Source organism: Paenibacillus sp. GL_099_B, assembly GCF_057835695.1.
In genome coordinates this window covers 3,921,989-3,945,366 of sequence record NZ_CM174430.1, presented here as the reverse complement: position 1 = coordinate 3,945,366, position 23,378 = coordinate 3,921,989, and the positions used below count along the sequence as shown (strand labels likewise).

Sequence of the window (23,378 nt, the reverse complement as noted above, 5' to 3'; positions counted from 1 at the left end):
GGGATTGATTCTATTAGATAAAAAAACCGTTGAACTTTAATTTAAAGACTCAACGGTTTTTTTTATTGTGGTAATGAAGGAAAGACGGCAAAGAACTTTCGAAAGTCTAGCCTTTCGGGATCTTCCGGTAGCTGGAAGGGGAGAATCCCGAAATCTTCTTGAAGAGTCGGGAGAAATAATAGGGATCACTGATGCCCACTGTAGAGCTGACTTCCTTGATGCTCATTTCGGTAAGATCCAGAAGATGACCTGCCCGCTGAATTTTGAGCCGTAGGAAATATTCGATCGGAGCGACGCCCGTTTCAGAATTAAACAGAAAGATCAGATGCTGTTTCGACACCCCGACATGATTAGCCAACTCCGTAAGAGAAATAGAGCCACTCATATGTGCATTCATGTATTGAATCGCTTGTTCCAGATAAGTTTCACGTTTCTTCTCTTGTGCCGATTTGACGGCATTTAAGCCAATCCCGGAGAGCAACTGTCTTGTAGTTTGGGCCACATGTACATGGGTAGTCAGGGCATATGTCCGCTCGGCCAGCATTTCATAGGTAGGTACGAACCATTCCATTAAACGGGCCTTGCCGCTTGGGGATAAAGCGAGTGATGCGTTAGATAAACCAAACATCTTCACCAATCTATCCGCATGGCTACCTTTGAAATGAAACCAGTAGATACTCCATGGATTCTCCTGCATTGCCCCGTAACGGTGTGCAGTTTCGGGCGGGATTATCATCATATTTCCTTGCTGCATGATTATTCGTTCTCCATGATTCAGCTCAACCCATCCTTCTCCCGCTTCGCAAAAGATGAAAATATGCGAGGGGCTGCCTTCCAGGCGCTCCCTGAAATGATACTGAGCGTTAGAGAAATAGCCGATGTCCGTAATAAATAAGGTAGAGGTTAGTTCTTCTTGTTCCAGTTCTTTCATCCAGTATTCTGGAAGTACATATAGCTTCTCCTCTACAAATCCTTCACGCTTGCGTATATGGTCAGGACCCATTCCAGTTACCCCCGTAATTAATAATCAGAATAAGAATATAATCCATCACTTCCCGCATTTCGTCAATTGGAACCTTCCTTGCCTGAATATACAGTATAACTATCAAGACAAAGGAGGCAGTTGTAACATGAAGCATGAAGCTGTGGATCATAAACTGGAGGCGGATCCAACCGGTTCCAGCCAGGTACAAGTGTGGGAGACAAGCGTGTTGATACCTACATATGAGGCGGGTGAAGCTGACCCGAATCCTATGTTTCTGGAGAAAAGAGTCTATCAGGGAAGCTCCGGCCGTGTGTATCCGCATCCGGTGATCGAGAGTATCTCGGATGTGAAGCATGATAAAAATTACAAATTGGTTATTCTGGAGAATCAATATATCCGTATTGAGATCATGCCGGAAATCGGCGGTAGAATCTATCGTGCGCTTGATAAAACGAACAATTATGATTTTGTCTATTATAACCGCGTCATTAAGCCTGCGCTGGTGGGCCTTGCTGGTCCTTGGATCTCCGGAGGAATTGAATTTAACTGGCCCCAGCATCACCGTCCTAATACATTTGGTCCAGTTGAATACAAATACGAAGCAACTAACGATGGCAGTGCTACAGTATGGGTAAGTGAGATTGACCGGATGTACGGCACAAAAGTCACTGTAGCCTTCAAGCTCTATCCGGACAAGGCCTATTTGGAAATCCATGCTCAATTATACAACCGGACACCTGAGCCGCAGACCTTCCTGTGGTGGGCAAATCCGGCCGTAGCAGTTAATGAATATACGCAATCCGTGTTTCCACCAGACGTAACGGCTGTATTTGATCATGGCAAAAGGGATGTCTCGCGTTTCCCTATCGCTACTGGAACCTATTACAAACAGGATTACTCGGAAGGCGTAGATATTTCCCGGTATAAGAACATCCCGGTTCCGACTTCGTACATGGCTTATAAATCCGATTATAATTTCGTCGGCGCATATGATCACGGCGTAGAGGCCGGATTGCTGCATGTGGCGAATCATCATATTTCTCCCGGCAAGAAACAATGGACCTGGGGGAATGGGGAGTTCGGTCAGGCGTGGGACCGTCAATTGACGGATGAAGATGGCCCATATATTGAACTTATGACTGGAGTGTACACAGACAATCAGCCTGACTTCACTTGGCTACAACCCTACGAGGAGAAGACCTTCACCCAGTATTTCATGCCTTACAAAAACATCGGTGTCGTAAAAAATGCCTCCATCGAAGCAGCCATCAATCTGGAAGTTGATGCTGAAGCCGGAGAGGCAGTGATCAAGGTATATGCAACATCTAAACTCGAACATGCCGTTGTGGAGTTGAGTGGGGCAGCAACCCGGTATTTGCAGGAAACGGTTGAATTGTCCCCGGTAGATGTATATCAGAAGGCTATACCGCTGGAGAGCGGGGAGCAGGAGCATGATCTGAAGCTTTTGGTCCGAAATAGGGAAGGCAGGCTGCTAATTTCCTATTCACCGAAACGTCCGGCTATTGAACAGATCCCTGAAGCTGCTAAACCACTGGTAGCACCAGAAGAACTGCGTTCGACCGAAGAACTGTATCTGGCAGGCCAGCATCTGGAGCAATATCGGCATGCTACGTTTGAGCCTGAAGCGTACTATCTGGAAGGATTGAAGCGGGATAACGGTGATATCCGGTTGAATGTAGCTTATGGAACTTTACTGCTTCGTCGTGGATTATATATAGACAGCGAACAGTATTTCCGCAAAGCGATTGAGCGGTTGACCTGGCGCAATCCGAACCCATATGACAGCGAGGCCTACTATCAGCTGGGAGTAGCACTTCGTGGTCAAGGCCGTTTGGATGAAGCTTTTACTGCTTATCATAAATCGGTATGGTCGGCGGCGTGGCAGGATGCAGGGTACCTCTCACTTGCTCAGATCTCCAGCTTGAAAGGCCAGTACACCGAGGCTCTGGAGCAAGTTGATCGTTCACTCATCCGCAATTCACGAAACTACAAAGCACGTAATCTGAAAGCCGCATTGCTGCGCAAGCTTGGTCTGATTGATAATGCAAAGGCCTGTGCGCTTGAAACCCTTGAATTGGATGTTGCGGATTTTGGAGCTTATAATGAGTGGGCTTTGGCTCATACAGCTATGGGAGACAAGGATGCTGCACAAGGTATTCTGACTGAATTGCAGCAATTGATGAGAAATGACGCTCACAACTATCTGAATGTCATCGCAGACTATATGGACAGCGGTTTCTATGTAGAAGCCATTGCAGTTGGGGAAAGGATGATGAATTCGGAGAATTCCGTCTATCCAATGCTGCATTATGCACTCGCTAAATTATATGAACGTACCGGACAACATGAACATGCTCAAGAAGCTCGTCGTAATGGACAAATGGCCAACCCCACCTATTGTTTCCCAAACACCTTGTTTGAACTTGAGCTGCTGGTAAGTGCAGTTCATGCTAATCCGAAGGACGACAAGGCTCATTACTATCTCGGAAACTTCTATTATGACAAGAAACGACCTATTGAGGCGATTGCGAGCTGGGAGAAATCCCGCGAACTGCGGGATGATTTTCCGACGGTACACCGAAACTTGGGGTTGGCCTACTATAACAAGCAGAACAATCCGCAAGCGGCCCTAGCTTCGCTTGAACAGGCATTTGCTTGTGCACCGGATGATGGTCGTATTTTCTTTGAACTGGATCAGCTGCGTAAGAAGCTTGCGTGGTCAACAGACGAACGCCTCCATTTCCTTGAAGAGCGGCGAGATCTGGTTGAGAAGAGAGATGATCTGTATGTGGAATACGTATCCCTGCTAAACAATCTTGAACATTATCAAGAGGCAATCGCTGCCTTGTCTCTGCGCAATTTCCATCCGTGGGAAGGTGGAGAGGGGAAAGTGACGGGGCAATATAAGTTGGCTCATACCGAGCTTGGTAAACAAGCGCTGCAGAACGGTCATTATGAAGCAGCAGCTCAGTATTTACAACAAGCACTAGTGTATCCGCTGAATTTGGGTGAAGGTAAGTTGGAAGGAACTCAGGAGAATAATATTTATTATTATCTCGGCATGGCCTACGAAGGTCTGCAGCGGGAAACAGAAGCCATCTCCAGTTACACCATAGCTTCACAGGGTCTGGATGAGCCGACAAGTGCGTTGTTCTACAACGATCAGCCGCCAGAAATGATCTTCTACCAAGGGTTGGCTTGGTTGAAGCTCCGTAACGGGAAGGAAGCTAAGCGCAGTTTTAATAAACTGATTGATTATGCTGAAAAGCATATTTTTGACGACATCAAAATGGATTACTTTGCTGTATCCTTGCCGGACTTCCTAGTATTTGAGGATGACCTGAACCGGCGCAATGTAATCCATTGCCGGTACATGAGGGGCTTGGGACTTCTGGGGCTTGGCCGTGACGAAGAAGCTGGAACCGAACTTGAGTTGGCCCTGGAAATGGAGCCTAATCATCAAGGGGCGATGGTTCATAGACGGTATCCCCGGCAACTGCACGAAGGATTTCAACCTTGATACTCCATCATCAAAGAGATGTAGAGATATTGTCCATTGGCCGCTTTACAGAGAAGAAATCTGTATTGCTAAAAACAAAAAAAGAGGGTGTAATAATAATGGATGTAGGGCTTAGGGAGTTGCCGCGCAAACTGACGATCACGATGTGGGATTTTTCCTGGTACACCATGACCTTACCGGGAGAACCCTATAGCGACCTTGAGGCGAGATTTAAGGAAGCGGTGGAGAGAGGCTACAATACGATCCGAATCTGTGCGATGCCCTTTTTATTGTTCACCTCGGAAGGAAAGCGGCCGGGCCCGTTACACTTCGGCAGCCTTGGAGAGATCGGGCAGCGGACACGTTGGTACAACTGCCGGGGCGGCGCCCAGCTGGATGGGCACGCGCATTTGCTGGAGTTATTCAGACAGGCCAAGGCCCATGGCTGTTATATCATCCTGTCTTCGTGGGAATATCAGCAGAGCCCCAGCTTCCTGGCCTTTCCCGGGTTGCGTGACGAGCTGGCTGCCATCGCTCCGGAGAAGCGGTTTATGGCTATTGCGAGATCCATGGATCAGCTTATCCGGTATATAAAATCGGAAGGGTACGACAAGCAGATCGTCTACGCGGAGCTGCATAATGAGGTGGAGTTCGGGCAACTGACCGACATTGGAACCGCTCAAGGCATTGCCCTGTCCAATGTGCCGGCTCTGGTGGAAACCATGCAGCCATATATTGAAGAAGCTGTCGGATATCTTAGAAGTGTCCACCCGGATATCCTGATGACAGCAAGCTATACATTAAATGAGGCTTACCCCAAATCATATGTAGCGGGGAATTTACAGGTTGCACATTTCCATCTGTATATCAAAGGGGTACTGAATGAACTAACCAAAGCGGCCGGACTTGATGATGAGCAGGCACCTTTTCCCGGCGCATTCGTCCAATCACTCCTGCGGGAGGATGCGCCTCCATTTGAAGAGTATACGCTACCGCGCGGCCAAGAATGGAGGATGGAAGGAAATCCAGTAGGGCTAAGATTGCTCTATCTGCATGACTGGGTGGAGCCAGATCAATGGGATCTTTTTTTATACGACAATTATAGTAAACATAAGCTGGCTATGCTGCAAAAGGCAGATATGCGTTTCGAGGAAGCTAACGAATGGGCCGCTCATTCCGGGTTACCGGTTGTTATAGGGGAAGGATATGTGGGCTATACGCCGCTGTTAGCCGGATTCGAGGAAGGGCCTGTCGGGAAATTTATTGCAGAGTACGCGCTGCGTAAAGGAATAGCACTTGGCTTCTGGGGAATGACTCTATGCTCTAACTGTGCACCGCATCATCCCTTCTGGGACGATGTCGCCTGGCAGCAGAAATGGAATCGATATATTCTTGAATCGCAATAACTGTAGCTTTTTTAACGAAATGCCTAAGGAATAACAAAATATAAAAGACCTTGGTGCCCGCATAAACTACGGCGTCTAAGGTCTTTTACCGTTTCTAAGCATCAGGTTCTAGCAAGCGTCATGCAGTGATATTAGCTGGAAGGTTTTAGAATTTGATTTGGCGTGCCGATTGAATAACGTGGTACTAGATGATAATGTGAAATAAGGGCGAGGCTTCCTCTTTGTGGGAATATACTATTTGAATCGAGGTTCTGAAAATGAGGGTAAAACGAATTGTCACCAATATTAATACACAAAACGTTCCAGCAGCAAAAAGCTTTTACCAGGACGTGCTTGAACTTGATTTATTGATGAATCATGGTTGGATTGAAACATACGGATTACTTGGGGAGGAGAACGTTCAAATCAGTATCGCCACACAAGGTGGCTCCAATACACCTACACCTGATCTTTCGATTGAAGTCGATGATGTCGATGTAGTGTACGAACGCATGAAAAGCGCGGGTTATACAATAGAATATGAACTTACGGATGAACCTTGGGGAGTTCGTCGATTCTATGTACGTGATCCATTTGGTAAGCTAATCAATATTCTTGCTCATGATCATTAGATCAGGTCAGGGCGTGTATACAAGCAGTAAGGTTGTCAACATACTCGGAAGTTTTGTGAGCGCCTTCTAATATTCTTGTGAAGTTCTTTTCCCCCATTGTTTTTGTATTTCTTATAGAATAGCATACAAGTTACTGGTCAAATTAAAGCATTTTCTTTAAAAATCATTGTATATTGGCTTGAAGTATTGGCATTCTTTTCTCGGATGTTATGATTAAATAAAAGTCGTAAATTCGAGCAGTACAATGACAGATTGAATCAGAATGAATCATGTTTGTGTCCGAGGTAAAGACGCTTACTCATCACTATGGGGGGAAACAAGAATGATGAATGTTTTGTTAGTGGATGATGAGCCATGGGTACTGGAAGGTCTGCGAACAATGGTGAATTGGAACAAATACGGTTTTCAAATTTGTGGAGAAGCCGAGAACGGAAACGCCGCTTGGTCCATTATTGAGGACCTTCAGCCAGACCTGGTGTTTACAGATATTCATATGCCTTCTGTGAGCGGACTTGAACTGATTGACCGTTCAATACAAAAACTTGCCAAACCGCCGCGATTTGTCATATTAAGCGGATATGATAGCTTCGATTATGCGAAAACAGCGCTGGAACAGCGTGTGGAGGATTATTTACTCAAACCCATTGATGAGGTTGAGATTGAAAAGGTATTAGAACAGATGAGTCGTAAAATTCAGAACGAGCTTGTCGCTGAGAAATTGCATCAACACGAGCGTACTTTATATGTAAATTGTTTGTTCAACCGCCTGTTTCAGGGTGAGGACAGCAGCGAACTGCAAGCCGAAGTGGAAAGTATTCTGCAAATGGAGGGTCATGAGAACATGGCCTGTCTTTTAATTGAAACGGATACTTGCAATGAGGAGATAAAGTTACAGGTACAGCGTTTTGCTAGCGCTCATCACTACGAATTTTTTATGGATGCTGAAGGAAGAATTGGTGTGTTTGCTGCTGAAATTGAGGATTCTCTGAGTTGGCTTGAGAGGCTAGGGAGAACCTTGTTTGAGATGTACTCCGGTCATGGATCGATTATTGTGGCATTTGGATATCATTCAGGTGGAGTAGTCGCTATGCGGCCGGCATATGAAAAAGCATTTTCTGCTTTGAAATGGAAGCGTTATCAAAAAGGGAGCGGCATTATTCGCGATCAAGATTTGCCAAGGGATGGTAGTTTGGCGATTGTGAACCAAAAAGCTTTGACTAACCTGTTTAAAACCATTTTAAAGGGTGAGGAGAATGGGCTGGAGAGAGAGATACATGAGCTGCTTGCGAATCCAGGTTCAGGGCTGCCTGTGTCGGATATAGAATATGTTCGGGTGCAATTGCTTGCCCTTGAAATGGGAGTTCTCAAGCAACTGAAGGAGCTGGATGGGGATGTAGACAGGTTTGTGTTGCAGTTACAACATATGTTGGGTGGCTTAACCGACATTGACTCCTATCCTGCATTTCGGGAATATGCGCTTATATTAAGTCTCAACGCTTTGAGAGCTTTGCAGGAGCAGCGGAAAGAAAAGGAATGCAGCACGATTTTTCGTGTAGTGCAGTATGTTAATCATGAGTTTCGGGAGAAGCTGCAGCTCCAGGATCTTGCACAGAAATTTCATATGAATGCCAACTATTTGGGGCAAGCCTTCAAACAGCAGACTGGCAAGTCTTTTCGGGAATATCTGAATGATAAACGGATCGAGGAAGCCAAGAGGCTGTTACGTCAGAGCTGTTCCAGCGTAGCCGAAGTTGCGGTCCATTCAGGGTACCCTAATGCCGACTATTTTGTAAGTCAGTTCAAGCGAATGACGGGGATGGCTCCTTCAGCATACCGTAAACAACCATAGATCCAACTCGACAAGTAACAAATGAAGGATGGCGATGGAAGACATGTTTAAGAAATTCCGATTTCGCGGCATCGTGAACGATATTCCTTTGAACTACAAGTTTATGCTGATCTATGTCATCGGTATTTTGCTTCCGATCATAGCAAGCAATTATTTGTTCATGGATCGTATGTCGGGGCTAATCAAGGAGCGGGAAGAGCAGAATTTGCAAATCTCGCTGGAGCGGGCCAGAAAGGATATTCATACCATGATTGACGGGGGGATCGCTGTCAGTCACGCTTTAATCACGGACAAGCTGTTGTCCGAATCCATGGATCGTGTATACAATAGCCAACTGGATTTCTACAATACGTTCGATGAACAGCTTCGCCATCGGGTGACTTCTTATATTCCCGTGAACAATCAGATCCAGCGAATCGGCATCTACACAGATAACCCAACCATCGTATCTGGAGGGGACTATTATTACCTGGACAGCTCAAAGAATGCCAGTGCTTGGTTCAGACAATGGGAAACGGCAGGGGAATCACTGAGTGTGCTCGCTTATCGCGATCAGGCAGCGAATGATCGCGCGGCGACCTCATCGTATTTTAGCGTGATTGAAAAAATGGACTATTACAACTCAGACAACTCTTACAAGAAGCTGGTGCGTATTGATTTTTACCTCAATCGATTCTATGACGTTATTGCGAGAGAGAAAAGTTCGCTGGATCTGTATTTGGTCAACGCCAAAAATCAGATTATCGTGTCCACAGATGACAAATATCAGGGCGAGGTAGATAGTGATTATGCGTTGTTTGATACGAGCAAGGCTGCGGACAAGGACCTACATATCGTTCCGATTGGCAAGGCCAGCTATGTGAAAGGTTGGAAGCTCATTGGCGTGCCTCAGGAAACACGTGTCAAACAAGCGATGCTCTCCATGAAGCTTTATTTCGGCATGCTCGCTGGTATCATTACTTTGGTTACCTCCATCTTCATCTATGTCATGCTGCGTTCATACAATTATCGAGTGAAACGTCTGTCCAGACATATGCAAAAAGTGGGGAACGAGAAATTTGATCTGATCAACATTGATGGTGGACAGGATGAGATAGGTCATCTGATTCGTAATTTCAATATGATGACGGCTCAGATCCATTCCTTGATCAATAATGTGTACAAGCTTGAAATTCAGCAACGGAGCCAGGAGGCTGAGCGCATTCGCGCTGAGCTGAATTTGCTGCAAAGCCAGATGAATCCTCATTTTTTATTTAATACGCTCAATGCGTTGCTGGTGGTCAGCACCAAAAACAATTATGCGGATGTCAAAGATATTATCAAGGACCTATCCAAGTTGCTTCGCCGTTTGTTGAATTGGAAGGACGATGTGGTCACGCTGGAAGAGGAAATGAGTTTTACGGTCATGTATCTGGGGATTGAGAAATTCCGTTTTCGAGACAAGTTTGAATATTACATTGATATTAGCGATGAGGCGAGTCAGTATAGAATTCCAAAAATGAGTATCCAGCAATTGGCCGAGAATGCTTGTAAACATGGGATTCAGGCTATTGAGGGGCTCGGCTATGTGAAGATTAAAGCGGAAGTTGTGAGCGAGCGCCTGCGCGTCGTTGTATCCGATAATGGTAAGGGCATGGATAAGGAACGGCTGCAAGAGGTTCTGTATCATATGCGGAGCAAGGAGGAGAGCGGGGGGAGTAATATTGGCATACGTAACGTATATCGCCGTCTTGAATTGTATTATGACGATAAAGTGAATTTTAACCTGGTGAGCAGAATAGGTGAGGGGACAGAGGTCTCCTTCGAAATTCCATTGCAACTGCTAAAGCATCAGGGTGAAGAAGGAGGCAGGGACAATGGCGTTCAAAGTGCTCCTGATTGATGACGAGCCATGGGCGATAGAGGGTTTGCAGCTGTGGATTCCATGGGAAAGACTTGGCTTTGAGGTATGCGCTATGTGTGGCAACGGTTCAGAAGGGTTGAAACGAATGGAAGAGCTAAAGCCGGATCTTGTCATGGTTGATATTCAAATGCCAATGATGAATGGACTAGAAATGATTGAAGAATGGCGACGTAGAGGAAACTGGTCGACCAAGTTCATTATTCTTACGGGGTACAGCGATTTCGAGTTTGCACGAAAAGCGCTTAAATTCAAAGTTTCCGGTTATCTGTTAAAACCACTGGATGAGGAACAGGCGGAGTCCGAGATTCGCACGATGGGCATGGAACTGCTAAAGGAGCAAGAGCAGCTTTATATTGGACAGATTGCATTGAGAGAGCAGGAAATTTTGACGATGAAGCAGGCTTTATTAGGCAAAGTGCTGTCTACAGAAGGGAATCAACTAATGCAGTCCCTGTCCCGGTCAGCTCAATCCTGGATTGTATGCCTGGTTCAGGTATCCGAGAAAGAGTTTGGTCGGTGGAGCAGTCTTGCTTCAGAAGTTCTGAACGGAAGGCATGTCATTTATTTCATTCGTATGCGAAATGATCTTGTATCCATTGTGTTTGGCGATGTTTCCCCCGGACCTCAGATAACGAGCAGGAATTTAAGAAAACAATTAGAAATACTGGCTCGCCGTCTGGCGGGCTTTCGTACATATATGGCGATTGGCTCAACCGAATCCTCTCTTCATCACATCAGCAACTCCCGAATAACAGCGGAGAAGGCGTTGCTCCACGCTTTTTATGAAGCGGAAGTGAACAGCATATTGGATTATGTTGATATCCAGAACCATGATTTTCAAAGGCATAACAAACAGGTTGAACTGATCGAGCGAGTACTGGGAGCACTTCAGCTCATTGATTACGCCAACTACCAATCCGCTGTGGAGTTTATGGAGCAATCCTTTCGACAGATGCGGGTCCATCCGGATGAAGCTCGAAAATTTGTGATTTACCTTCTTCATGAAATTCGGGCTTACATGAGGGCGCAAATGGCTGAAGATTCAGCGAATTACCGTATGTTCGAAATTCCGGATCTGGATGAAGCACTGTTAACCTTTGATGATTTGATCGGCATGCTGCATTCGTGCGGAAGAGTCTGTTTTGAGTTTTTGCTCAAAGAGAGCGTCTTCGAAGCGCAGGGTATTGTACAGGATATCAACGATTATATTCATACGCATTTCCGGGAGGGATTGACCATTAAGTTGCTGTCGGAACGTTTCTTCCTGCATCCGGCCTACTTGGGACAACTGTTGATACGCAAAAATGGGATCGGCTTCAATGAACTGCTTCATAACCTGCGGGTTGAGGAGGCATGTCGGTTGCTACAGATGAATCAGCACAAAAATAGCGAGGTCTCGGAAAAGGTTGGATACGCCAATTACCATCATTTTTTAAAGCAATTTGAGAAACGCATGGGCATGTCTCCTAACGAATATAAGAAAAACGTCTAGCGATCTACCTTCAAAGAAGCCAGACCGCGTTTAGTAGAAGTTTTTCTTGAAATATCAGGAAGCATTGCTCTGAAGTTTAACCATTTCGATATTATAAGAAAACCTGAGCTTTTCTCGGAAAGAGCTATAATTCGAATATAGTTTCCATAGTGATGTAAATTTATAATTAAATTATTCAAATGAAAGGGCTTTCATATAGTGAGATCAAACTTTGGAGGTGCTTTATGGGGGACAGTAAAAAATCATTCTTCCGTATGGGGGCAACACTGTTATTGTCGTTGAGCGTTGTGCTAGCAGGATGCTCAGGTGGCAATTCAGGTAGCGGAGAAGAGAGCAGTAAAGGTAGTGAGGTGGGGGCTGACAATCCGTTAGAAATCTCGGTATTTCTGAACGAGGCCGGACAACAGCCAACCGCTGACAACAAAATCTACAAAAAAATCAAGGATGAGCTTGGCGTTACATTCAAATTTGAATTTTTGGCTGGCGACAAGAACCAAAAGCTTGGCGTCATGATTGCCGGAGGAGATTATCCGGATCTGATCTCTGCGGATACCAAGCTGACAGCAGCTGGTTCGGTCATTCCGTTGGAAGACCTGATCGAGGAGCATGCGCCTAATCTGAAGAAGCACTATGAGAAGTACTGGAACCAGATGAAGGACCCTAACGATGGACATATCTATTACTTGCCCAACTATGGTGCATACAACGGTGAGGTATCGGATACCTACTACAGCGGACCGGCCTTCTGGATTCAGAAAGCCGTGTTGAAAGAGTTTGGTTATCCGACGCCAAAAACACTGGACGAATACTTCGACTTGATCGCGAAATACAAGGAGAAGTATCCCACGATCGACGGCAAGCCGACCATTGGCTTTGAAGTATTGAACTATGACTGGAAAAACTGGGGATTGCTGAACCCACCACAGCATTTGATCGGCCATCCGAATGATGGCGGTGTCGTTGTAAACGACGGCAAGGCAGAGATCTTTGCAGACAAGGATTATGCCAAAACGTACTATGAGAAACTTAATGAAATTAACGGCCAAGGCTTGCTCGACAAGGAGGCTTTTGCCCAAAACTATGATCAGTACATGGCCAAATTGTCTAGCGGCGCAGTGCTCGGTATGTTCGACCAACACTGGAACTTCGGCAGCGCGGAAGATTCCTTGAGAACGCAGGACAAAATCGAACGCACGTATGTCGGCTTCCCGCTGGTATACGACAGCAGCACGAAGGACTACTATCGCGACCGCGCAGCGCTTAACCTCAACAATGGTTACGGCATCACTGTAAGTGCTAAGGACCCTGTGAAAATCATTAAAGCGCTCGACAAGCTTATGGAAGAAGATTGGCAAAAGACACTCACTTGGGGCATTCAAGATGAAGACTATTATGTCAACGACGAAGGCCGTTTCATGAAAACCCAAGAGCAGCGCGACAATTCTGCGGATGCCGCCTGGAAGCTGGCCAACAAAGCAGATGCCTTCTACGGCACTGGGCCGAAGATGGAAGGTTACTTCAGCGATGGCAACGCCACTTCGGCAAGCAATCAGCCAGAGGAATATCAGGCTAGCTTGAAACCGTTTGATAAAGAAGTTTTGGATTCATATGGATTCAACAGCTTTGTAGACTTCTTCAGTGATCCGCCGGAAAACCCGATCTATTACCCGGCTTGGTCCGTCGATCTGGTTGAGGGCTCTTCAGCCAAAATTGCCAATACGAAGCTGAACGAATTATCAACCAAATATTTGCCGAAAGCGATTTTGGCTAACACATCGGAATTCAGCAGTGTATGGAGCGAATACGTTTCCGAAATTCAAAAGCTGGATATCAAGGCTTTCGAAGGCCGCATCAATGAAGTATTGCAGTGGAGAATCGATAACTGGTCTGTGAAATAAGAAATTGCTGTCAGGAAGGAAGGCTACCCTCCTTCCTGATTTTTCAAAGAAACATGTCGCTCGACGCGGTCTGTCATTGTGGGAAATGTGTCGCTCGACGTTTTTCCTTTCATTATAAAGATGGATAGGGAGCTTGATATTATGGAGGAAATTGTAGTGGGTAACAAGCCGCTCAGCCCAAAGAAAAAACCGAAAATCCGACGGCTGACCTGGCAGAACATCAAAGCGCAGAGACAGCTGATTTGGATGTCTGTTCCTCTGCTCGCGTATATTGTCACTTTTGCTTATGTGCCTGTCTGGGGCTGGACGATGGCTTTTCAGGATTATAAGCCTGCGAGAAACTTCTCCCAGCAAACCTGGGTAGGATTCAAGCATTTTCAATTTTTGTTCACGGATGACAACTTCCTGCGAGTGCTGCGAAATACGCTGGCCATGAGCGTCATTAATCTGATATTGGGATTTGTAACCGCTATTATTCTGGCCCTTTTGCTTAATGAGATCAAAAAGGTCATGTGGAAGCGGACGGTGCAAACCATCTCTTATCTGCCCCATTTTTTATCATGGATTATCGTTACTGGCATCGTGGCGACCTCGCTCGCTTCAGATGGTATTGTCAATGATATTTTAATGAAGTTACATCTCATCAATGAGCCTATTCTTTGGCTGACGGAAGGGAAATATTTCTGGGGTGTTGTTGCGGGTTCCCATGTCTGGAAGGAAGTCGGCTGGAACACGATTATTTATTTGGCAGCCATAGCCTCTATTGATCCGGCGTTGTACGAAGCTTCTGACATTGATGGAGCCAATCGCTATCAAAAAATGTGGAACATCACCTTGCCGGGAATCAAGCCTACCATTGTCATCCTGCTGATTATGTCGATAGGACATATTCTGGAAGCAGGTTTTGAGGTTCAATATTTGCTGGGCAACGGACTCGTTGTTGACTGGTCGGAAACGATTGATATCTTTGTACTCAAATACGGGATCGCCCAGGGCAACTATTCACTCGCTACTGCCGGTGGCATATTCAAAACGGTAGTCAGCATTACCATGTTGCTCATCGCGAATTGGACCGCCAAGCGGCTTGGGGAAGAGAGGCTGTTATAATGACGAAAAAAACACCACTGTCTGGTTCAGGAAATACAGCGGCACTTTCCGTTCGCCGCCCGGGTGGTAGGGGCATGGAACCGCTCCTGTTCAACACCTTCAATACGATTTTCATGATTTTGCTGGTCATTGTAACGTTGTACCCGTTTCTGAACACGATTGTCGTTTCGTTCAATGCAGGGAACGACACCATTCGGGGGGGACTATATTTATGGCCCCGCGATTTCACGATGCAGAATTACAAAGCCGTATTTGCGTCTGGCACGATCTATAACGCGTTTTTGGTTTCCGTGGCGCGGACGGTTCTGTCCACTGTATTGAATATATTCCTGACAACGATGCTTGCCTACACGCTGAGCCGCAGGGAATATATTTTCCGCAAGCTGATTACGACCATTTTTGTACTCACCATGTATTTCAACGCAGGGCTTATTCCGGGGTACTTCCTGATGAAGGACCTGCACTTAATCAATTCATTTTGGGTGTATGTTTTACCATCGCTAATCAGTGCGTTCAACCTTATTGTTATTCGTACCTATATTTACACGATTCCCGAGAGCCTGATCGAATCAGCGAAAATCGACGGTGCCGGAGATTTCAGAATTTTCTGGAAAATCATTTTCCCACTTTGCAAGCCTGTGCTGGCAACCATCGCGCTTTTCGTTGCAGTAGGTGCGTGGAACTCCTGGTTCGATGCTTTCCTGTACACATCCTCCCGTCAAGAGCTAAGCACACTGCAATATGAATTGATGAAGTTATTGTCTTCCAGCATGAATGCGAATAGCAATCCTTCGGTAGCTAATGGCGTGGGCATGGAGCATTCAACCCAGGTTACACCGATTTCGATCCGAGCGGCGATTACAATTGTTGCTTCGGTACCGATTCTGCTGGTGTATCCGTTTATGCAAAAGTACTTTGTTGTTGGACTTAATGTAGGGAGTGTGAAGGAATAGATGAAGCAGCTCCAAGCTAATACCATCTGTTATGCCAACCCGATCCTTCCTGGATTCTATCCAGATCCCAGCATCGTGAAGTCGGAAGAATATGTTCCCGGAGTGCCGATCTTTCGGAGCCGGGGTCTCATTCATTGGGAGCAGATTGGCAATGTATTGGATCGAGTTTAGAGGAGGGAAATCATGGGTTCGTTTCGAGAAGAGGCTCCACTGAAGGAATTGTACAAGGATGCGTTCCACATTGGAGCAGCAGTGAGTCCGAAGACGATTGAAAGTCAGCGTTCATTGCTTGCATATCACTTCAACAGCCTGACAGCAGAAAATGAAATGAAATTCTCCAGTGTGCATCCACAGCAGGAGCTGTATACGTTTGAGGATGCAGATGCCATCGCTTCCTTTGCCAGAGAGCAAGGTATGGCGCTGCGCGGGCATACGCTGGTCTGGCACAACCAGACTCCGGATTGGCTGTTCGAGAATGAAACTGGTGGACTGGTGGAGCGCGGGGTATTGCTGGAGAGAATGAAGGCGCACATTCAGACCGTCGTTGGCAGATATAAGGACGTTATCTATGCATGGGATGTCGTGAACGAGGTTATTTCCGATGATGCAGATGACGAAAATGCATTACTGCGGCCATCCAAATGGTTGGATATCGCCGGAGAGGATTTTATTGCCAAAGCGTTCGAATTCGCCCATGAAGCAGATCCGCAGGCGTTGTTGTTCTATAACGATTATAACGAATCCAATCCGCATAAGCGGGAACGCATCTTTCGGCTCGTTCGTTCGTTACTGGATCAAGGTGTGCCGATTCATGGTGTCGGTCTGCAGGCACACTGGAATCTGTATGATCCGTCCCTGGATGATATGCGCGCCGCGATTGAGCGGTATGCGCAGCTTGGCCTGCAGCTCCAGCTCACTGAACTGGATGTATCGGTATTTCGCTTTGAAGACAAGCGTACGGATCTTGTTCGGCCTTCGCAAGAGATGCTGGAATTGCAAGCCGAGCGATACGAATCTATCTTCCGCCTGCTTCACGAATATAAGGAACATATTAGCGCCGTGACATTCTGGGGGGCTGCCGATGATTACACCTGGCTTGACAATTTCCCTGTCCGAGGGCGGAAAAACTGGCCATTCTTGTTCGATGAGTCGCATCGTCCGAAGGAAGCCTATCAGCGTGTTGCGCGAATCGCTGTACCCAAGTGACGTGAACGGATCAATATCGTTTAACCCCTAGCAGTCTCGAAGAGATGTTCGAGGTTGCATATCTTTTGGAAGGAGCCATTTGTATGTCCGAATTTCCTAAACCGCATCAACCTATAGTTACGCATATATTCACTGCTGATCCCTCAGCTCATGTGTTCGAGGATCGCATTTATATTTATCCCTCCCATGATCTGGATCACGACGGTCCGGTGAATGACAACGGGGATCAGTACAAGATGGAGGATTATCATGTGCTGTCTATGGCGGACACAGATTCACCCGTGACGGATCATGGCGAGGTGCTGCACGTAAAGGATGTACCTTGGGCGTCCAGTCAGATGTGGGCCCCGGATGCTGCGTACAGAAACGGCAACTATTATTTGTTTTTCCCGGCTCGGGACAATGATGGCATTTTCCGCATCGGCGTGGCTACGTCGTCGTCTCCGGCAGGACCATTCAAGCCGGAAGAGCAATATATTCAGGGCAGCTTCAGCATTGATCCCGCTGTGTACGTGGACGAGGATCAGCAGGTCTATATGCTCTTTGGCGGGCTGTGGGGGGGACAGTTGGAAAAATGGCAGACAGGAAGCTATGTGGAACATACGGAGGGCCCTGCTCAGGATGCTCCGGCGATCGGACCAAGAGTTGCAAAGCTGAGTGAAGATATGCTATCGATGGTGTCGGAGCCGCTGGAGATATCCATTGTGGATCAGGAAGGAAAGCCGCTAACCGCTGGGGACGAGGATCGCAGATATTTTGAAGGACCATGGATGCACAAATATAATGAAAAATACTATTTATCCTATTCCACAGGAACGACGCACAAGCTGGTGTACGCCATTGGCGACAATCCAATGGGACCGTTTACGTTCCAAGGGACCATCTTGCCGCCGGTCATGGGCTGGACAACGCATCATTCGATTGTACAATTCCGGGAGAAGTGGTATCTGTTTTATCATGATTGTTCCCTTTCCGGCGGCGTCGATTACAAGCGCTGCGTCAAGTTTGCTGAGTTAACATACAATCCGAATGGCACGATTCGCATGATTGATCCGTATCCAGAGAAGTGAAATGGATGTGAATGGGAACCGATGTCCTTTTCTCTGTAACCGTAGATCCTGAAAAGGAACGAATTCCAATATAACCTCTGGTATTATCCCCTCATGGTAGACAGTGAAAAAAGAGGACATGTTACAATGAACTCAAACACTGGATACCGAAGGGGATTTTTGTTATGTCAGCGGAGAAAGGCCACAAGCCAGAATCCAAAATGGGGAGAGTTTTGAGGATTACCGGGGACGTTGGACGAAGAAACATTGTAGTAGTGCAGAAGAAGAAAATGCTTAAAACTCCGTGCCAAAGCACGGAGTTTTCCAATATACGGGCAGATCGAATGGGATTAACCTAGTTGCTGAGAACCATTAAACCACACGGATTTGATCGACAAGGTATCCGAAATATTAGTTGTTGGATCACCGTCTACGAGAACGAGGTCAGCACGCGCACCTTCGGTAATACGACCGCGATCGTGAAGACCAAAGCAACGGGCCGGTTTCGAAGTAGCCGACTGCAGAGCTTCGATCGGAGTGAATCCGGCTTTCACTAGCAACTGCATCTCGTGGTGGACACTTGCCCCATGAGCAAGGCCGCCGAGGTTTGGAACGGGAACCGGTGCGACATCTGTCCCTACCAGAATATCAACTCCAGCACGGTGAAGGTCCATCACATTCTTAAAGCTATTCTCCATATTGCCTTGAGGGAACGTATTGAAGCTTGAGTTCAAAATATCAATCCAATCAGGACTTAATTTGGAATGCACACGCGGATCATTCGCTAATTCGGATGCCGTATTTCCAATAATCGATGAATTCAACACCAAGCACGGAGTAACAAATGCGCCTGAACCTGCTATAGATTTCACTAACTCGGAGGTGTACTCGGGTCTGTCGATGAACAAGTGGCCCAAACCGTCGACTCCAAAATCGATGGCTTGTTGCGATGAAAGAGCCGTCAAGACGTGGGCGATGACCAGCTTACCGGACTTGTGGGCTTCTGTCACGGCTGTTTTTAGAATCTCGTCACTCAATACAGGCAGGCCAGGTGCACCCATGACCGTACCTTCTTCAATCATGATCTTAATATAGTCGGCCCCATTCTCGACTTGGGTATGCACATGTTTAATCGCTTCTTCGACCGTTGTCACTTGCGGTATTTCATCGTGATCGTGAGCGTATGCGGCTAACATTGCTTCCCGGTCTTCCTCCGATAATTTCTCTAGTTCCTTTAATACGAATTCAGGTATTTCATCTCCATCTGGCAATAGTTCATCCGGATGTCCGCCCGGAGCGGTGATTGCTGTGCCAGCAGAACGTACATCTGCGATGTCATTCACATTTTTCAACTGAATTTCGCGCCCTCGTTTAGTAAAATCACCGTTCATTTCGAGTTCAGTGGTAACGCCGAATTTTAGAGCATCTCGTAATCCGCCGATGGAAGTGTGGACATGTGCATCAATCAGACCAGGCATTAGAGTCGCATTTTCTCCATTGATAATCGTTGCATCGGCCGGAAGGTCTCCACCGACTGAAACAATAGACTCCCCTTTAATGACAACATGTCTAGGCGCAATGATTTGCTCCCCATCAAAGATACGTACATTTGTAATCGCTGTAATTTGTTCTATCGCAGCATTTTGAGTTACCTTCTCCATTTGACTTCCTCCCAAGTGTTTTTGTCTCGAACAATTCGAATCATAACTGTTAGTTATCTAACTGTCAACAAACTAATATTTTTTTGACAAGCCAATAGGATCGCTGTATAGTTTATTTACTTACAATTAGATTCCTAACAATCACAGGGGGGACGATTATGAAATCCCGAAAGGAAACACCTTATCTGGATTTATTTCAGATTATCGGTCTAAAGTTAAAGAAAAGAGCGGACGAGAGTATAAAGGAGCTGGGCTTAAACGCTCAACAAGGAAAAGTAATCGATTATATTTACGAAAACCAAAATAGTCATATTATTCAAATGGATCTTGCAGATCGGTTTCATCTAAGTCGGGCCAGCATTACAAGTATGCTTCAAGCTCTAGAGCAAAAAGGGTTAATCGAGCGTAAAATCCCGGCCAATAATGAACGGCAAAAAAATATATACGTACTGCCAAAAGCAGTTGAACTGATTGAAGACTTCCAAGACTCTTTCCAAAAGGTGGAGGAAGAAATCGTCCAAGTCCTTACTGACGAAGAGAAGCAAGTATTAAAGAAATTGTTGATCAAAATCAATGAGACGATATAAAGAAGAAAATTTCCTGTGAAATGATGGGGACAATTTTATTCCTTTGATAATAGGTTGTCCCGGATTTGCATGTGATTACGATTTAGAGAACCTGGGGGAATTCTTAAAAATGATTAAAGGTTTTAGTCCCATTGAAAGCCTAACTTCAAAAATCGCTTTAGATGACTATCTATAACAAGTGAATCCGCTTCGTTTGCACCGATTCCAAAGCAGTGTCCCCACTTGGATTCTATGGGTTGAAAAACAGTATTCGGTATATATTGAACGTCATACGCACTGTCCTCTGGAGTGAAAAATAAATCACTTGTCCCGGGCATAACGAGTGCAGGAGAGGAGATTTTACGTAATGCCTGTTCGAAGTTGTAGCGGTCAACGGGATTATCGCTGATGTCTCCACTTATTCCTGTACGTAACATGGCAATCAAATCATTAGCATCAAAGGATAAAAACACTTGATCCCAGTATTCTTCTACATAATGTTTCAATGAGCTGTATCCCTCGGATTGATACAATCTCTCCAAATAGTATGAATTTGAAAATCCCCAAGGGGCATAAACTCTCCCCATTGCTGCGAGACCGTCAACAGGTGGGTGCTTGTAAAGTCCTTTTTCCCATTTTGAATCCGCTTGTAATGCGGCGATCATACTCTGGAATACCATTTGTGCAAGAGGCCTTGTTTTCGCCGTTCCGCCAAATGGTGCAATACGTTCGACCATTTCAGGATAACTCGTTCCCCATTGAAAAACTTGCATTGCTCCCAGAGACCAGCCCACAACCAGCTTAATTTTGCTGATACCAAATTTTTCAGTAATGAGTTGATGTTGAACACGTACATTGTCATACATAGAGATGAGTGGGAAATTGGACTTACCAAAAGGAGCGGGAGTATTACTGGGAGAGGACGATAATCCATTACCTAACATATTGGGCACAATGATAAAATATCGATTAGGATCTAGTGCCTTGTTCTCTCCAATTAACCATTCATTATCTGTGTGAAGACCAGCAAACCAAGTCGGATACACAATAACATTGTCCTTTGCGGCATTTAAAGTTCCGTAGGTCTTATAAGCAATAAATGCTTGAGGGAGTTGCTGACCGGATTGAAGCAATATATCTCCAAGGGGATACGTTTCATAATCATTCATTGATGGATGCTCCTTCATAACCAAATTAGTTATAACTTGATTTTCACTCTACAATACGCTTATCATCAAATCAACGAAACGTTTTTGAATATAACATTCAATTTTTTTGAACAAAGAAGGTGTTCGATTAATGGAAATACGTCAACTAAAAACCTTTTGGACTCTTGCTTCTACGCGCAGCTTTAGTCGGACTGCTGAACTATTGAGCTATGTACCATCCACCATAACCATGCAAATCAAATCCTTGGAGGAAGAATTGGGCGTGAAATTGCTGGATCGATTAGGCAAGAATGTCATGTTAACGGATGCAGGCCAACAATTCTTGCCTTATGCTACTAAAATCTTGAACGATGTAGAAGAGGCCAAGTCTGTATCAAGTCAGCACGGGGAAACGACAGGAACCGTTACTATCGGAGCGGACGAAGTTCTTTGTGCATACTTTCTTCCTGCTTTGTTTAAATGTTTCCGTGAAGACTTCCAAGACGTTCGACTTTTGTTTCGTCCCTTGTCCGGACAAGAGCTTAGAAATAGCCTAAGAGAAGGGCTTGCAGATGTGATATTTGTATTGGATGAATTCGTTGGAGCCAAAGACCTTCATTCAGAATTTTTGAAAGATGAGTATTTTAAAATGGTGGTTTCTCCAGATCATATGTTAGCAACTCGCTCTTCATTGATCATTGATGACTTTCACAAACAGCACTTTTTGTTGACTGAAAAAAACTGTTCTTATCGCACTCATTTTAACCAGTCCTTATTGAAAAAAGGCGCCGATGCTTTGACAGAACTGGAGTTTCATAGTGTAGAAGCAATTAAACAATGCGCTGTGGCTGGTCTTGGGATTGCTCTGTTGCCTGAGATGGCTTTGAAGGAAGAATTAAGAGAGGGTAGGCTAGTTGCTTTACCATGGGATTTATCGGATGTATCCTTTTCCGCACAGATGCTCTGGCATCGTGAGAAATGGATTTCTCCATCAATGGCTGCCTTCATCCATACAGCAAAGAGTGAGTTAAAAACGGAAGAAGTATCTGGCTCATAAGAGGGTGAACTCCAAAGACAAACCCATGAAAGGAATCTAAGGAGAGGGTCATATCAGAACTACCAGATGAATTCGCCTATGCTAGACATCTGGGTGAACTTAAATGGTTATCTGATTTTGAAGTTGCTTTGATTAATAAAAAAGGTGATGAGAAGGTTTCGGTAACCCTAGAACAGATACGATCATAATGGAAAAAAAGATAAAAGATGAGTGGAATAATGAAACTAAAAGAATTTTTATACTGTTAATATCCGTTATGTCGTGAGGCAAAAATAGGGTTCTCTTGAAAGTCGCTAAATTAGCGATTTTAGTTCCTTGGCTCCGTTCATTATTAAGGGCATAGTCTGTTTAACGAATGATTCCGCACTTATTGGACACCCCTCATTGTTCCAAACGTAAGCCGCCCCATACATCGCCCAACTTAACACGATAGAAGCTGTATTTACGAGTAAGTGAGCGTTTGGATTCGATGGCATCTTGTCTTTGTGTATAAAGGAAAGAAGTATCGATTGGATTTTTTCCTTTATTTGAATTTCGAATACAGATCCAAGCGATGTATACCTTCTTTTACACATCGTACTTAGACCCTCATGAAAATCGCACACACCTAGAAAAATACTCTGAATAGTTTCTTCATTTAACACTTCGTGACCGTCTATTCTACGATCTATGATTGTCATAAATGATTCCATTAGTTTGGTCTCAAGAATTTCAAACTTATCAACAAAGTGCGCATAAAAAGTCGCTCTGTTAACAGTTGCCCGCTCTGCTATATCCCTGACGGTGATCGATTCAAAATCTTTTTCTTGAATTAATGAAGCAAAAGCGTCTTGAAGGAGTCGCCGTGTACGTATCACACGAGGATCAGCATCATTCTTTTTATTTGTCATCGTTAAAATCTCCCCTCATAAAACGACATTATAGAAGTGATGTTGTCTATCCAACGGTTTACGGTTATTGATGATTG

17 protein-coding genes and 1 pseudogene are annotated in these 23,378 nt (G+C 45.3%); 14 read left to right on the top strand and 4 right to left on the bottom strand.

The genetic code is table 11. The annotated features are described in order from the left end of the window. Positions 1 to 106 precede the first annotated feature (106 nt). Positions 107 to 1,003: an AraC family transcriptional regulator gene (locus tag AC3ITG_RS17815; protein ID WP_489250866.1), complete on the bottom strand. Its 897-nt coding sequence runs from the start codon at positions 1,001 to 1,003 to the stop codon at positions 107 to 109. A gap of 127 nt (positions 1,004 to 1,130) precedes the next feature. Here AC3ITG_RS17815 and AC3ITG_RS17810 point away from each other — a divergent pair, with 127 nt between their 5' ends. From AC3ITG_RS17810 to AC3ITG_RS17755, 12 genes and pseudogenes are all read left to right on the top strand, one after another. Beyond that, positions 1,131 to 4,526, top strand: a complete 3,396-nt coding sequence (locus AC3ITG_RS17810) for a tetratricopeptide repeat protein (protein ID WP_489250865.1) — start codon at positions 1,131 to 1,133, stop codon at positions 4,524 to 4,526. 98 nt (positions 4,527 to 4,624) lie between these two features. After that, the gene (locus AC3ITG_RS17805; protein WP_489250864.1) at positions 4,625 to 5,911 is read left to right on the top strand and encodes a cellulase-like family protein; all 1,287 of its coding nucleotides are present in this window, start codon (positions 4,625 to 4,627) and stop codon (positions 5,909 to 5,911) included. Between the two features lie 257 nt (positions 5,912 to 6,168). Continuing rightward, positions 6,169 to 6,522 carry a VOC family protein gene (locus AC3ITG_RS17800; RefSeq protein ID WP_489250863.1) on the top strand — a complete coding sequence of 118 codons (354 nt, stop codon included), beginning with the start codon at positions 6,169 to 6,171 and terminating at the stop codon, positions 6,520 to 6,522. Between the two features lie 322 nt (positions 6,523 to 6,844). Continuing rightward, the gene (locus AC3ITG_RS17795) at positions 6,845 to 8,371 is read left to right on the top strand and encodes a response regulator transcription factor (protein ID WP_489250862.1); all 1,527 of its coding nucleotides are present in this window, start codon (positions 6,845 to 6,847) and stop codon (positions 8,369 to 8,371) included. Between the two features lie 43 nt (positions 8,372 to 8,414). After that, positions 8,415 to 10,253, top strand: coding sequence for a sensor histidine kinase (locus AC3ITG_RS17790; RefSeq protein ID WP_489250861.1), 1,839 nt, complete (start codon positions 8,415 to 8,417; stop codon positions 10,251 to 10,253). After that, on the top strand, positions 10,228 to 11,766 hold the full coding sequence (locus AC3ITG_RS17785; protein ID WP_489250860.1) for a response regulator transcription factor: 1,539 nt from the start codon (positions 10,228 to 10,230) through the stop codon (positions 11,764 to 11,766). The genes AC3ITG_RS17790 and AC3ITG_RS17785 overlap by 26 nt, the downstream gene beginning before the upstream one ends. Positions 11,767 to 11,990: 224 nt before the next feature. Further along, positions 11,991 to 13,664 carry a type 2 periplasmic-binding domain-containing protein gene (locus tag AC3ITG_RS17780; protein ID WP_489250859.1) on the top strand — a complete coding sequence of 558 codons (1,674 nt, stop codon included), beginning with the start codon at positions 11,991 to 11,993 and terminating at the stop codon, positions 13,662 to 13,664. A 141-nt stretch (positions 13,665 to 13,805) separates the two neighbouring features. After that, positions 13,806 to 14,771: an ABC transporter permease gene (locus tag AC3ITG_RS17775; protein ID WP_489250858.1), complete on the top strand. Its 966-nt coding sequence runs from the start codon at positions 13,806 to 13,808 to the stop codon at positions 14,769 to 14,771. 74 nt (positions 14,772 to 14,845) lie between these two features. After that, entirely contained in the window at positions 14,846 to 15,724 is an 879-nt protein-coding gene (locus AC3ITG_RS17770) for a carbohydrate ABC transporter permease (protein ID WP_413379684.1), read from the top strand. After that, positions 15,725 to 15,889: pseudogene (locus AC3ITG_RS17765) on the top strand (family 43 glycosylhydrolase); the annotation flags it as partial. An 18-nt stretch (positions 15,890 to 15,907) separates the two neighbouring features. After that, on the top strand, positions 15,908 to 16,930 hold the full coding sequence (locus AC3ITG_RS17760) for an endo-1,4-beta-xylanase (RefSeq protein ID WP_489250857.1): 1,023 nt from the start codon (positions 15,908 to 15,910) through the stop codon (positions 16,928 to 16,930). Between the two features lie 83 nt (positions 16,931 to 17,013). Continuing rightward, positions 17,014 to 18,000, top strand: a complete 987-nt coding sequence (locus AC3ITG_RS17755) for a glycoside hydrolase family 43 protein (protein WP_489250856.1) — start codon at positions 17,014 to 17,016, stop codon at positions 17,998 to 18,000. A 329-nt stretch (positions 18,001 to 18,329) separates the two neighbouring features. On the opposite strand, the gene AC3ITG_RS17750 is transcribed toward AC3ITG_RS17755, so the two are convergent. After that, on the bottom strand, positions 18,330 to 19,640 hold the full coding sequence (locus AC3ITG_RS17750) for an amidohydrolase family protein (RefSeq protein WP_489250855.1): 1,311 nt from the start codon (positions 19,638 to 19,640) through the stop codon (positions 18,330 to 18,332). Between the two features lie 158 nt (positions 19,641 to 19,798). Here AC3ITG_RS17750 and AC3ITG_RS17745 point away from each other — a divergent pair, with 158 nt between their 5' ends. Further along, a complete protein-coding gene (locus tag AC3ITG_RS17745; RefSeq protein ID WP_413371820.1) occupies positions 19,799 to 20,227 on the top strand; it encodes a MarR family winged helix-turn-helix transcriptional regulator in 429 nt (142 codons plus the stop codon). A gap of 122 nt (positions 20,228 to 20,349) precedes the next feature. Here the strand turns inward: AC3ITG_RS17745 and AC3ITG_RS17740 are convergent, their stop codons facing one another. Continuing rightward, positions 20,350 to 21,375, bottom strand: a complete 1,026-nt coding sequence (locus AC3ITG_RS17740; RefSeq protein ID WP_489250854.1) for an alpha/beta fold hydrolase — start codon at positions 21,373 to 21,375, stop codon at positions 20,350 to 20,352. A gap of 130 nt (positions 21,376 to 21,505) precedes the next feature. On the opposite strand from AC3ITG_RS17740, the gene AC3ITG_RS17735 reads away from it, so the two are divergent. Then, on the top strand, positions 21,506 to 22,411 hold the full coding sequence (locus tag AC3ITG_RS17735; RefSeq protein ID WP_489250853.1) for a LysR family transcriptional regulator: 906 nt from the start codon (positions 21,506 to 21,508) through the stop codon (positions 22,409 to 22,411). A gap of 293 nt (positions 22,412 to 22,704) precedes the next feature. Here AC3ITG_RS17735 and AC3ITG_RS17730 read toward each other — a convergent pair whose 3' ends face one another. Continuing rightward, entirely contained in the window at positions 22,705 to 23,301 is a 597-nt protein-coding gene (locus tag AC3ITG_RS17730; protein ID WP_489250852.1) for a TetR/AcrR family transcriptional regulator, read from the bottom strand. Positions 23,302 to 23,378: the final 77 nt, after the last annotated feature.